Below are 12,949 nucleotides of genomic sequence, written 5' to 3'. Positions count from 1 at the left end.
AATCATGGAAGACAACAAGGATAGCGGCCTCGCCGCCGAAGCCGAGGCAATCCGCGAAGCGACCGCCGAGGCTGCCCCCGAACTCGCCGAGCATGATCGAGTCGCCGAGCTCGAGGCCGAGCTCGAGGAAGCACGCAAGGCGGTGCTGTACGCGCAGGCCGACACGCAGAATGTCCGCCGCCGCGCCGAGAAGGAAGCCGCCGACGCGCGCGCTTATGCCGCGACGGCGTTCGCACGCGACATCCTGTCGGTTGCCGACAATCTGGCGCGCGCGCTTGCCGCCATCCCCGCCGAGCTTCGCGACGACGAGAAGTTCAAGGGACTGGTCGTCGGCCTCGACGCCACCGGCCGCGAGGTCGAGAGCGTATTTTCGCGGCATGGCATCACCCGGATGACGCCGATGGGCGAAAGCCTGGACCCCAATCGCCACCAGGCGATGTTCGAGGTGCCCTCGGCCGAGGCGGCGCCGGGGACGATCGTGCAGGAAGTCCAGGCGGGCTACATGATCCGCGACCGGCTGTTGCGGCCGGCGCTGGTGGGCGTAGCGAAAGCGGCGGAATAACTTCGTCTAATCCTCCCCCTTCAGGGGGAGGTGGCAGCCCGCAGGGCTGACGGAGGGGGGTGCCCCAAGCGGAACGCTCGTGCCCGCGCCCTCCACCGCTGCGCGGTCCCCCTCCCCCTGGCGGGGGAGGAATTGAAGAAGGTGGCGGCGTCCTAGGCGCGGGAAACGACTCGATCCTCCCCCTTCAGGGGGAGGTGGCAGCCTGCAAGGCTGACGGAGGGGGTGAGCCCCAAGCGGGCAGCTCGCGTCCGCCCCCTCCACCATGCTTTGTATGGTCCCCAGCATCGGGTTGACCATGCCCCGCATGGTCAAGGATCGTCCGGGGGACGATCCGACCCGATGCTCCCTGGCGGGGGAGGATTAGGTAGAAGACAACGCCGCGCCCGCCCCCTATCTAGCCTTCCATGCCTCCCCGTTTTGCAACGCTTCCCAATCGCCGTGCGATCATCGACCGGCGGATCCTCGCCGACCGGTTGGCGATCGTCGAGGCGGGCGATCCGGTCGCGCTTCGTCAGGCGGCTAGCGCGATCCTAAAAGAGGCGCTCGACGCCGGGCGCGCCGAGGTCGAGCGGCGCTTTGCCGAGCATCCCACGCGCGGGCTCGAGGCCGCCGCCGCGCAGGGCTTCCTGGTCGACCAGCTGCTGCGGCTGTTGTGGGATTTCACGCTGCGGCGGCTTTATCGCAATCCCAATCCCACCGCCGCCGAGCGGATGACGCTGATCGCGGTCGGCGGCTATGGGCGCGGTGAGATGGCACCGCATTCGGACGTTGACCTCGGCTTCCTTACCCCGATCCGCCGCACCGCATGGTGCGAGCAGGTGATCGAAACGATGCTGTACGCCCTGTGGGACATGGGGCTGAAGGTTGGCCATTCGTCGCGGTCGCTCGACGAGATGGTGAAGATGGCCAAATCGGATGTCACGGTGCGCACCGCGTTGCTCGAGGCGCGCTATGTCTGGGGCGACACCGCGCTGTATGACGAAGCGGCGCGGCGCTTCAAGGCCGAGGTGCAGACCGATACGCGCGGCTTCGTCGCGCAAAAGCTGGCCGAGCGCGACGTTCGCCACAAGAAGATGGGCGACAGCCGCTATGTCGTCGAACCCAATGTGAAGGAGGGCAAGGGCGGCTTGCGCGACCTCCACACGCTCTTCTGGATCGGCAAGGATGCGTACGGCGTCCAGCGCGCCGCCGAGCTCGTCGAAAAGGGCGTGCTGACACGGCAGGAATATCGCCGCTTCAACCGCGCCGAGAATTTCCTGTGGGCGGTGCGATGCCACCTGCACCTGATCACCGGGCGCGCCGAGGAGCGGCTGACCTTCGACGTCCAGCGCGAGATCGCCGAGCGAATGCGCTATGCGGAGCGGCCGGGGAAATCGGCGGTCGAGCGCTTCATGCAATTCTATTTCCTGCAGGCCAAGATCGTCGGCGACTTGACCGGCGTGTTCCTGGCGCATCTCGACGAGACGCTGGCGGGGCGCGGGCGGCGCTTCGGGCTGCCGGTGATCCGGCGAAGCCCGCGCAAGCTCCAGGGGTTCGTGCTCGATCGCGGGCGGCTGGCGCTGCCCAATGACCATTTCCTGCGCGACGATCCGGTGCGGCTGATCGAGCTGTTCGCGCTTGCCGACGCACACGACCTCGAGGTTCATCCGCAGGCGATGCGGCTGGCGGCGCGCGACGCCAAGCTGGTCGACGACTATCGTGACGATCCCCGCGCCAATGCGCTGTTTCTCGACGTGCTGACGTCGCCGCGCGAACCCGAACAGGTGCTGCGCTGGATGAACGAGGCCGGCGTGATGGGCCGCTTCGTGCCCGATTTCGGCCGCGTCGTCGCGCAGATGCAGTTCGACATGTACCATCACTACACCGTCGACGAGCATACGATCCGTGCGGTCGGGCTGCTGGCGCAGATCGAGAACGGCCGGCTGGTCGAGGATCATCCGCTGGCGACGGTGTTGTTCGAACAGATCGTTTCACGCCGCGCGCTCTATGTCGCGGTGCTGCTGCACGACATCGCCAAGGGGCGCGGCGGCGATCATTCGGTGCTGGGGGCCGAAGTCGCCGAGCGGCTGTGCCCGCGCTTCGGGCTGACGCCAGCCGAAACCGAGACGGTCGTGTGGCTGGTGCGCTGGCATTTGCTGGCGTCGGCAACCGCGTTCAAGCGCGACCTGTCGGACTTCAAGACGATCCTCGATTTCGCGGCGATCGTTGCCAGCCCGCAGCGGCTGATGATGCTGCTGGTGCTGACCGTGGTAGACATCCGCGCGGTGGGGCCGGGGACGTGGAACGGGTGGAAGCGCCAGTTGCTGACCGACCTGTACCAATCGGCCGAGGAAGTGCTGCGGCTGGGCCACAAGCAACGCGGGCGCGGCGAGCGGGTGGCCGCCAAGCAGGAACGGCTGCACGCGGCGCTTGGCTGGGCCGAGCGCGATTTCGCGCGACTGGTCCAGCGCCTGCCCGAAGCCTATTGGGTCGCCGAGCCGATCGACGTGCTCGAACGCAATGCGCGGATGATGGCCGCGGCGGGCGAGACGCAATTGTCGATCGATGCGCAGCCCGATGCCGAGCGCGGCGCGACGCTGGTGTCGATCTACGCCGCCGATCATCCGGGCATCTTCTATCGTATCGCCGGCGCGATCCATGCCGCGGGGGGCAACATCATCGACGCGCGGATCCACACCACGCGCGACGGCATGGCGCTCGACAATTTCCTGGTCCAGGATCCGCTCGGGCGGCCGTTCGACGACGAGGCGCAATTGGCGCGGCTCAAGACCACGATCGCCGACGCGCTCGCCAATCGCGCGCGGCTGACCGAGCGGTTGCAGGGCAAGCCGTTGCCGCGCCCGCGCGCCGACGCCTTCTCGATCGAGCCCGCGGTGCTGATCGACAACAAGGCGTCGAACCGTTTCACCGTGATCGAAGTCAATGCGCGCGACCGCCCGGCCTTGCTTTTCGACCTCGCCAACGCGCTGTTCCAGTCGAAGGTGACGATCCATTCGGCGCATGTCGCGACCTATGGCGAGCGCGCGGTCGATACTTTCTATGTGACCGATCTGCTCTGCGACAAGATCGATTCGACCTCGCGGCTCAAGGCGGTCGAGCGGCGGCTGATCGAGGCTGCGGCGGGCAGCGACGCTGCGGCGCAGGCGGCATAGTCCGGGCGGCGCATCCGCGGTATAAGCCGGATATCACCAGCGGAGACGCGACATGCCAGTACTTGGAATCGGCGGTTTCTTCTTTCGGGCAGGCGATCCCGACGCCTTGGGCGAATGGTATCGCGAACATCTAGGGGTGGGGCCGGGCTGCGCCGCCGAGGGCGAGGGCGAACCCGCCGAATGGTGCTGGAAACCGCAAGCCGGGCCGCTGATCTTCCAGCCGTTCAAGGCCGACACCCGCTATTTCGCCGCCGACAAGCCGTTCATGCTCAACCTGCGCGTCGCCGACCTCGAAGGGATGCTCGAACAACTCAACGCTGCTGGCATCGCGATCGAGACCCGCGACGAATGGGATTCGCCCGAAACCGGCCGCTTCGCGCGGATCCACGATCCCGAAGGCAATCCGATCGAATTATGGGAGCCCCCAGCAACATGACCCGCATCCCGATCGCACTGCTGGCGCTGGCGACCACCGCCGCGACTTCACCCGACCCGCTGCCGACCAGCACGCTGGTGCTGCTCGCGCTGGCGATCGCTGTCGTAATATTGCTGCGGGGCGTGATGCTGCGGCGGCAAGTGCGCAAGCGCAGCGGGCGGCGGGGCGATGACAGCGCCACGGTGGCAGGCGGCGATGCGGGCGGACGATCAGACCGCGACCGCGGTAGCGACGATTGGGGCGATGCCGATGGCGGCGGCGATGGGGGCGGGGATTGAGGGCTGGCGTAGCATGGTTTGTCCCGAAACAGGCCCTCACCCTATCGGCGCTGCGCGCCTTTTCCCTCTCCCGCAGGCGGGAGAGGGAGGGAGCGGCGTAGCCGCGGAAGGGTGAGGGGCTGTGCTTTCAGTTCACCGCAACCGTCAAAGCAGTTTACGGCTTGCCAGCCCGCACCGGCTCGCCGCGCTTTTCGAGCCATGTGGTCATTTGTGCGATCTCGCGCTCCTGCGCCGCGACCACCTCGTCGGCCAGCTTGCGGACTTCGGGGTCTTTGGCGTGGCGCTGCGCGATGCGGGCCATTTCGACCGCGCCTTCATGGTGCGGGATCATCATCCGCATGAAGTCGACATCGACGTCGCCGGTGGCGCGGCCCATGTCGGCGTGCATCTTGTCCATCGCGCGGTCGAATTCTCCCGCCGGGCCGGTTGCCGTCGCCGGTGCCATGCCGTTCATTGCCATCGCGCCGTCGTGCATCGCATGACCGGCTTGGTTGGCCGTTGTAGCGGCATTGTCAGCGGGCGGTACCGCCGCGCCGCCGCACGCGGCGAGCGCGAGCGGGGCGGCGGCCAGCAGCAGCATCCTCACTTGGGAGACAGCACCATCAGCATCTGGCGGCCTTCCATGCGCGGATAGCTCTCTACCTTGGCATCTTCGGCGCAATCGGCCTGGACGCGCTGTAGGAGCGCCATGCCGAGCTGGCCGTGGCTGAGTTCGCGGCCACGGAAGCGCAGGGTGATCTTCACCTTGTCGCCCTCGCCGATGAACTTGTGGATCGAGCGCATCTTCACGTCGTAATCGTGATCGTCGATATTCGGACGCATTTTGATCTCCTTGATCTCCTGCGTCTTTTGCGACTTGCGTGCGATATTGGCCTTTTTCTGGGCCTCGTACTTATACTTGCCGACGTCGAGGAACTTGGCCACGGGCGGATCGGCGTTGGGCGACACCTCGACCAGGTCGAGGCCGACGCTCTGCGCCTGCTCCATCGCCTCGCGGGTATACATCACGCCGAGATTCTCGCCGTCCTGGTCGATCACGCGAACCTTGGGCGACTGAATAAACTCGTTGAAGCGCGGACCGTTCATCGGTGGCGCCACTGGGCGCCGGATCATGGGAGGACGTATGTGGTTAGCTCCTGGACTGTTAAACCGCCAATATAGGGAAGATTGGCCGCCGCGGGAAGCCGGTGGCGACAGGAAATCGCGCAATTGATTTAGTCGAGCGAATCCAGTCGGACGCTGATCCCGGGCAGCAACGATGCGGTGACGGGGTCATGTGCTTCATATTCGGCGACGTCGGTGTAGCTGCCGCCCGCCGGTGCGCGATGGACGCGGATCGTCTGGCGGACCGCATCGACGACCCAATATTCGCGCACGCCATGTGCCCCGTAGAGCGGGGCTTTGACGCGCAGGTCATATCCGATCGACGAAGCGGCGATTTCGACGACCAACAGCAGCTCGGGACCGCGAACGTCCTCCGAATCCCGGTGCGCGGGCCATAGCGCGATGTCGGGCTCGGTCAGCGTCGATCCGTCGAGCGTCACCGACGATTCGATGAACACGCCGATGTCGCGCGCCACGCTCAAGTTGAATGCCCGGACGAGCCGCGATTTCATCCGCTCGTGATGGCTATATTTCGCCGCTGCCATCGGCACGATCTCCCCGTCGATCAGCTCGAACCGCTCGCCTTCGCGCAATACCCCCGATTCGGTGAGCGCATAGACCTCCTCGACGGTCAGCCGCGCCGGGATCAGCCCGCGCTGAATGTTCTGAAAGACGGTCATCGCGGCAAACATAGCATCATCGCGCGCCCGCGTCAGCCGCCGGCTAGCCGGCCGGCGCGCGCAGATCGGGGGCGAGGGCTTCGCGGGTCAGCATCGCGATCGCGTCGTCGAGCGACAGCATCTGCTGGCCCTGGCTGCCCAAAGTGCGGATCGCGACGGTCGATTCATCGGCCTCGCGCTTGCCCACCACCAGCAGATACGGGACCTTCGCCAGCGAATGCTCGCGCACCTTGTAGTTGATCTTCTCGTTGCGAAGATCGCTTTCGACGCGGATGCCCGCCGCCTTCAACTTGGCGACCACTTCGTGGGCATAGTCGTCGGCATCGGAAACGATCGTCGCCACCACCGCCTGCACCGGCGCGAGCCACATCGGGAAGCGCCCGGCGTGATGCTCGATCAGGATGCCGATGAAACGCTCGAACGAGCCTAGGATCGCGCGGTGGAGCATGATCGGGCGATGGCGCGCGCCATCCTCGCCGACATAGCTGGCGTCGAGCCGTTCGGGCAGTACGGTATCGGTCTGGATCGTGCCGACCTGCCAGGTCCGCCCGATCGCGTCGGTCAGGTGGAATTCGAGCTTGGGGGCATAGAACGCGCCTTCGCCGGGGAGTTCCTCCCAGCCATATGCCTCGGTCGCACGGCCCGTCGCAGCGACCGCATCGCGCATCGATTGTTCGGCCCAGTCCCACATCGCATCGGTGCCGAAGCGCTTGTCGGGGCGAAGCGCGAGCTTGATCGAATATTTCTCGAAGCCGAGGTCGCGATACACCACGTCGAGCAGGTCGCAGAACAACCCGACTTCCTCAACGATCTGGTCTTCGCGGCAGAAGATATGCGCGTCGTCCTGCGTGAACTGGCGGACGCGCATCAGCCCGTGCAGCGCGCCATGCGGTTCGTTGCGGTGGCAGCAACCATATTCGGACATGCGGATCGGCAGGTCGCGATAGGATTTGATCCCCTGGCGGAAGATGAGGACGTGCGCGGGGCAGTTCATCGGCTTGAGTGCCATCAGGTCGGCCTTGCCTGACAGCACCGGGCCTTCGTCCTCGCCGCTGGGGATCTCGTCGGGCACCACGAACATGTTCTCGCGATATTTGCCCCAATGCCCCGACTGCTCCCATTGGCGCGCGTCCATCAGCTGCGGCGTCTTGACCTCGCGATAGCCGCCCGCATCGAGCCGGCGGCGGAGATACGCCTCGAGCTGCCGCCAGATCATATAGCCCTTGGGGTGCCAGAAGACGCTGCCCTGCGCCTCGGACTGGAGGTGGAACAGGTCCATCTCGACCGCCAGCTTGCGATGGTCGCGCTTGGCCGCTTCCTCGAGCCGCATCAGATGCGCGTCGAGCTGCTTCTTGTTGAGCCAGCCGGTGCCGTAGATCCGGCTGAGCATCGCCTTGCTCTGGTCGCCGCGCCAATAGGCACCCGACACGCGCGTAAGCTTGAACGCCTGCGGGTCGAGCTTGCCGGTCGATGCCATGTGCGGGCCGCGGCACATGTCGAGCCATTCGCCCTGGCGATAGATCGTCAGTTCCTCGCCCTCGGGCAGTTCGGCGGCCCATTCGGCCTTGAAGCTCTCGCCCTGCTGGGTCCAGCGATCGATCAGCCGCTGGCGGGTCCAGACCTCGCGCACAAAGGGTTCGTTGCGCGCGATGATCGCGCGCATTTCTTCCTCGATTGCCGGCAGGTCTTCCTCGGTAAACGGGCGGTCCTTGGGGGCGAAGTCGTAATAGAAGCCGTCTTCGGTCGCGGGGCCGAAGGTGATTTCGGTGCCTGGGAACAGCGTCTGCACCGCTTCGGCCATCACATGCGCGAGATCGTGGCGGACGAGCTCGAGCGCGTCCTTTTCATCGCGCGCGGTGACCAGCGCCAATTGCGCGTCGCCGGTGAAGGGCCGCGAGAGATCGCGCATCTCGCCATCGACTCGCGCCGCCAGCGCCGCCTTGGCGAGGCCCGGACCGATCGCTGCGGCGACATCCGCCGGGGTGGTTCCGGGGGCGACCTCGCGGACGGAACCGTCGGGCAGCGAGATACGGAACATGGCGGACACGATAAGGGCCTTTCGTCGGGATTGCAGCGCGCCGCATATGGCCCGCGCGGGCGGGCGAGGCAAATGAAAGGGCGCGCGAGGTGGCAAAGGGCGGCATTGGTGGCGGCGTCGATGCGGCCTAGGCCACACGCATGACGCTGCCACACCCCACTCGCGCCGCCGGCCTTGCCCGGCTGGCCGCCTTCACCCCCTCGATGGGCCGCGCCTATGCCGATCGCCGCAACGCCGATCCCGGACCCGAAGCCGAGCGCGATGGCTGGCCCGAGCATGTGTCGAAACTATCGCCGTACTTGCGCTACCGGCTGGTCGACGAGCAGGAAGTGCTCGCGGCGGCGCTGGGCGCGCATGGGCCGGACAAGGCCGAGAAGTTCGTGAGCGAAGTGCTTTGGCGCGGCTATTTTCGCGGCTGGCTTGAGCAGCGGCCGGGGACGTGGCCGGCCTATGTCGCGGGGCGCGATGCGGCGCTGGCGCTGGTCGATGCCAATGGCGGGGTGGCGCGCGATTATCGCGCGGCGTGCGAAGGGCGGACGGGGATCGACTGTTTCGACGCCTGGGCGGCCGAGCTGACGACGCGCAACTGGCTGCACAATCACGCGCGGATGTGGTTCGCCAGCGTCTGGATCTTCACGTTGCGGCTGCCGTGGGAATTGGGCGCGGACTATTTTCTGCGCCATTTGATCGACGGCGATTCGGCGTCGAACACCTTGTCGTGGCGCTGGGTGGCGGGGTTGCATACGCGCGGCAAGGCCTATGCCGCGCGGGCCGACAATATCGCACGCTACACCGGCGGACGGTTTGCGCCGACCGGGCTGGTCGAGGAAGTCGAGCCGCTGGTCGAGGTGGGGGAAGTGCCGCGCGTGGCGTTCGCGCCGCCGCCGGTGCCGCAGCCGGCGGGGGATTGGGCGCTGGTGTTGCACGAGGGGGATATGGGCATTGCCGCGCCGATCGACCGCGCGCCGTCGCGGGTGATCGGGCTGGTATCACCCGATCCGCGCGCGGCCCCGGCGGTGCGCGCCTTTGCCGAGGGGGCGCTGGCCGACGCGGTCGCGCGGGCTGGCGAGATCTATAGGTGTCCGGGCGTGGTCGTGCAGGATGCTGCCGCGATTGCCGATGCGGCGGCTGGGGCGGTGCCGGTTGCGCCTTATGTGCCGGTGGGGGCGCTTGGCGATCGGGGTGGTTTGCCGGTGGCGACGTCCGTGCGGGAATATGATGCGGCGATCTGGCCGCTGGGGACTGCTGGGTTCTTCAAGGTCAAGACCGGCGCACCCGCGCGGCTTCGTGCGCTTGGGCTGCCGGCGTGATGACTTAAGGAACCTGCCCCTCAACCGTTCGTGCTGAGCTTGTCGAAGCACCGCCCTTCGTTTGCGAGCCGGGCGAAGAAGAAAGAACGGTGCTTCGACAAGCTCAGCACGAACGGACTAGGGGCAAGGAGAAGCGCGCTCAGGCCACCCCAAACGGGACCACCGTATTGGTCGCGTCATGCCCAACCGCCGCGCGCCCCAGATACGGTACGTTCATCGAACGGCACCAGCGCAGCATGATCCGTTCGAGCGTGTCGCCGAACTCGGCCTCGCCCGCGCCTTCGGGGATCGCGGTGACGCTGCCCAGCCGGATGCCGGCGATGCCGCGTAGCTGAGTCGCGTCGGCGATTTGCCACATCATGCGGTCGATCCGGTACACCGCCTCGCCGACTTCTTCTAGGATCAGGACATGATCGGTCAGGTCGGGCATCCAGGGGGTGCCGAGCATCGCGGTAAGGATCGCCATGTTGAACGCCGCCGCCGGTCGGCCATGCAGCCCCGGCTCCAGCGCGGCGCGGTTTTGTTCGACCAGCCAGGCGAGCGCGCGGCCCGCCGGGGCACCCTTGTTGCGTTCGGTCGCCTCGGTCGCCATCGGCCCGTGTACGGGTTTGCCGATCCCGCGTGCATAGAGCGCGCCAAGCACGAACCCCATGTCCGAATAGCCCATATAGGTCTTGGCGCGCGCCGCGGCGCCCAGGCCGGGCATCACGACATCGAGGATCCGGTTCGATCCATAGCCGCCGCGCGCGAACCAGATCGCCGCGAAGCCGGGGTCGTTGGCGTATTTCAGGAAGGTTTCGGCGCGCAGCGCGTCGTTGCCCGCGAAGTGGCCGCCATCGGCAAAGCATTGCGGGTCATAGGTCAGCTCGACCTGCGGATAGAGCAAGGCCGCAAACCCCTGCGCGCGCGCGGCGGCTTCGGGGGTGATCGAGCGGGCGGGGGCGACGACGGCGATCTTCATGGGGTGGGTTGTAGGGGGCGGGGATCGGGGATGAGAAGGGGGATTCGTCTGCTTCGTCACCCCGGCCCTGTGCCGGGGTCCACGTCGCCGTTCAACGCAGCGCTGGTGTTCGGGGACGGGTGGACTCCGGCACGAGGCCGGGGTGACGGGAGTTTTGCGTTCGACCCTTGCCCCCTGCGATCGATCCGCCGATAGCGCGGCGCGATGAACCAGAGCTATTTCTTCGTCGGGATCGGCGGGTCGGGCATGATGCCGCTGGCGATGATCCTCGCCGGGCGCGGCGGGACGATCGCTGGGTCCGACCGCGCGCTCGATCAGGGCACGGTGCCCGCCAAGTTCGCCGCGCTCGAGCGGCTGGGCGTCGCGCTGTTCCCGCAGGACGGCAGCGGCATCACCTCGCCCGACCAGATCGTCGTCGCCTCGGCGGCGATCGAGCCGAATGTTGCCGACATTGTTGCCGCCGATCGTGTCGGAGCGCAGCGGCTGTCGCGCGCCGAATTGCTCAGCCGTTTGTTCAACGACAGCGCGATGGCGATCGGGGTGGCGGGCACGTCGGGCAAGTCGACCGTCACCGGCATGATCGGCTGGATCCTCCACGGATGCGACCGCGAGCCGACGATCATGAACGGCGCGGTGATGAAGAATTTCGCGCGCCCCGAAGCGTCCTTCGCCAGCGCGCTGGTGGGCGAGGGCGAAGTCTTTGTCAGCGAAGTCGACGAAAGCGACGGGTCGATCGCGCTGTACGACCCGCGAATCGCGGTGCTGAACAATGTCAGCCTCGATCACAAGCCGCTGCCCGAACTGCGCGCGCTGTTCGGCGATTTCGCGAGAAAGGCGCAGACGGTGGTGGTCAATGTCGGCGATCCTGAAGCCGCCGCGCTGGCCGCGACCTTGGGGGCCAAGCGCCGCAGCTTCGCGATCGAGGGCAAGGCCGATCTGGTCGCGAGCAACCTTGCGCCGCAACGCTATGGCATCGGGTTCGACCTCACCGCCGATGGCGTTACCGATCGCGTGACGCTGGCGGTGCCCGGGCGGCATAATGTCGAGAATGCGCTGGCGGCATTGGGCGCGGCGATCGCGGCGGGGGTGCCGCGCGCCGATGCGGTGGCGGCGATTGCGGGCTTTCGGGGGCTGAAGCGCCGTTTCGAGCTGGTGGGTGAGGGCGATGGCGTCGCGGTGATCGACGATTTCGGCCACAACCCCGAAAAGATCGCGGCGACGCTCGATACGCTGCACGCCTTTCCCGGCCGGCTGCTATTACTGTTCCAGCCGCATGGTTTCGGCCCATTGAAGGTGATGCGGCGCGAACTGGTGACGATGTTCGCCCAACGGCTGCGCGGCGACGACCTGCTGGTGCTGCCCGATCCGGTCTATCACGGCGGCACCACATCGCGCGAAGTCACCAGCGCCGACATCGTCGCCGATCTTGCGATGCAGGGCGCCCCCGCGCGCCACATCGCCGATCGCGCCGCCGCCGCCGCGCATCTGGTCGCGCAGGCCAGGCCCGGCGACCGGATCGTGCTGATGGGTGCGCGCGACGACACCTTAAGCCTGCTCGCCGCCGACATGGTCGCGCAGCTACAACAACGGAGCCCTGCATGACCGACGCCCGCATCGCCTTTCGCGTGACCGAAGGCACCGGCCCGACGATCCTGTTCCTGCCGGGCTATGCCAGCGACATGAGCGGGACCAAGGCGATGGCGCTCGAGGCCTGGGCCAAGGAGCATGGCCGCGGCTTCGTTCGCTTCGACTATCGCGGCTGCGGCGAGAGCGATGGCGCGTTCGAGGATTTCACGCTGGCCGACTGGCGCGACGATGCGCTGCTGGTGCTCGATGGCGCGACCAAGGGGCCGGTGGTGCTGGTGGGATCGTCGATGGGCGGCTGGCTCGCGCTGCTGGTCGCGCGCGCGCGGCCCGATCGGATCGTCGGGCTGGTCGGGGTCGCGGCGGCGCCCGACTTCACCGATTGGGGCTTCACCCCCGAGCAGAAGATGACACTGCTGAGCGAGGGGCGGCTCGAAAAGCCTTCGCCCTATGGCGACGCGCCGATGGTGACGACCCGCGCCTTCTGGCAATCGGGCGAGGCCAATCGGCTGATGTTCGGGCCGATCCCGGTATCGGTGCCGGTGCGGCTGATCCACGGCACCCATGACGCCGAAGTGCCGAACGCGCGGGCGATCCGGCTGATGGAATTGCTGGCGGGCGACGATGTGTCGCTGACCTTGCTGAAGAACGGCGACCACCGGTTATCGCGCGAGCAGGACATCGCGGCGATCATTCGGGTGGTCGAGGGGTTTGCGTAAGGGCCAGGCGGCAGATCCTCCCCGATACGGGGAGGTGGCAGCCCGCAGGGCTGACGGAGGGGGCTATCCACCGGCGATGCGTTCGCGGCACGCCCCCTCCACCACCGCTTCGCGGCGGTCCCCCT

12 protein-coding genes are annotated in these 12,949 nt (G+C 67.1%); 7 read left to right on the top strand and 5 right to left on the bottom strand.

Going from position 1 to position 12,949, the window contains the following annotated elements:
* The first annotated feature begins 4 nt into the window (after positions 1-4).
* The 4 genes from grpE to OKW76_RS08930 all read left to right on the top strand — a co-directional run bounded on the left by grpE (position 5) and on the right by OKW76_RS08930 (position 4,428).
* Entirely contained in the window at positions 5-562 is a 558-nt protein-coding gene (gene grpE, locus OKW76_RS08945; RefSeq protein WP_265548571.1) for a nucleotide exchange factor GrpE, read from the top strand.
* 404 nt (positions 563-966) lie between these two features.
* Positions 967-3,714: a [protein-PII] uridylyltransferase gene (locus OKW76_RS08940; protein WP_265548570.1), complete on the top strand. Its 2,748-nt coding sequence runs from the start codon at positions 967-969 to the stop codon at positions 3,712-3,714.
* 52 nt (positions 3,715-3,766) lie between these two features.
* A complete protein-coding gene (locus OKW76_RS08935) occupies positions 3,767-4,150 on the top strand; it encodes a VOC family protein (RefSeq protein ID WP_265548569.1) in 384 nt (127 codons plus the stop codon).
* Positions 4,147-4,428 carry a hypothetical protein gene (locus tag OKW76_RS08930; RefSeq protein ID WP_265548568.1) on the top strand — a complete coding sequence of 94 codons (282 nt, stop codon included), beginning with the start codon at positions 4,147-4,149 and terminating at the stop codon, positions 4,426-4,428. Before OKW76_RS08935 ends, OKW76_RS08930 begins: the two co-directional genes overlap by 4 nt.
* Before the next feature lie 154 nt (positions 4,429-4,582).
* Here the strand turns inward: OKW76_RS08930 and OKW76_RS08925 are convergent, their stop codons facing one another.
* The 4 genes from OKW76_RS08925 to thrS form a co-directional block, all read right to left on the bottom strand.
* Complete coding sequence (locus OKW76_RS08925) at positions 4,583-5,008, bottom strand: DUF305 domain-containing protein (RefSeq protein WP_265552868.1); 426 nt, start codon at positions 5,006-5,008, stop codon at positions 4,583-4,585.
* Positions 5,009-5,010: 2 nt separating this feature from the next.
* A complete protein-coding gene (infC, locus tag OKW76_RS08920; RefSeq protein ID WP_033920447.1) occupies positions 5,011-5,541 on the bottom strand; it encodes a translation initiation factor IF-3 in 531 nt (176 codons plus the stop codon).
* 101 nt (positions 5,542-5,642) lie between these two features.
* Entirely contained in the window at positions 5,643-6,212 is a 570-nt protein-coding gene (locus tag OKW76_RS08915; RefSeq protein WP_265548567.1) for a Uma2 family endonuclease, read from the bottom strand.
* Positions 6,213-6,255: 43 nt separating this feature from the next.
* Positions 6,256-8,250 carry a threonine--tRNA ligase gene (thrS, locus tag OKW76_RS08910; RefSeq protein ID WP_265548566.1) on the bottom strand — a complete coding sequence of 665 codons (1,995 nt, stop codon included), beginning with the start codon at positions 8,248-8,250 and terminating at the stop codon, positions 6,256-6,258.
* Between the two features lie 140 nt (positions 8,251-8,390).
* Between thrS and OKW76_RS08905 the strand changes: the two genes are divergently transcribed.
* The gene (locus OKW76_RS08905; protein WP_265548565.1) at positions 8,391-9,560 is read left to right on the top strand and encodes an FAD-binding domain-containing protein; all 1,170 of its coding nucleotides are present in this window, start codon (positions 8,391-8,393) and stop codon (positions 9,558-9,560) included.
* Between the two features lie 139 nt (positions 9,561-9,699).
* Here the strand turns inward: OKW76_RS08905 and OKW76_RS08900 are convergent, their stop codons facing one another.
* Positions 9,700-10,521, bottom strand: coding sequence for an LD-carboxypeptidase (locus tag OKW76_RS08900; protein WP_265548564.1), 822 nt, complete (start codon positions 10,519-10,521; stop codon positions 9,700-9,702).
* Between the two features lie 204 nt (positions 10,522-10,725).
* Between OKW76_RS08900 and OKW76_RS08895 the strand changes: the two genes are divergently transcribed.
* Positions 10,726-12,123: a glutamate ligase domain-containing protein gene (locus tag OKW76_RS08895; RefSeq protein WP_265548563.1), complete on the top strand. Its 1,398-nt coding sequence runs from the start codon at positions 10,726-10,728 to the stop codon at positions 12,121-12,123.
* Complete coding sequence (locus OKW76_RS08890; protein ID WP_265548562.1) at positions 12,120-12,824, top strand: alpha/beta fold hydrolase; 705 nt, start codon at positions 12,120-12,122, stop codon at positions 12,822-12,824. The genes OKW76_RS08895 and OKW76_RS08890 overlap by 4 nt, the downstream gene beginning before the upstream one ends.
* Positions 12,825-12,949: the final 125 nt, after the last annotated feature.

This window comes from Sphingomonas sp. S1-29 (assembly GCF_026167545.1).
In the GTDB taxonomy this organism is placed as follows: domain Bacteria; phylum Pseudomonadota; class Alphaproteobacteria; order Sphingomonadales; family Sphingomonadaceae; genus Sphingomonas.
Note: the sequence above shows the minus strand (reverse complement) of the source record. Positions and strands in the feature narration are given on the sequence as shown.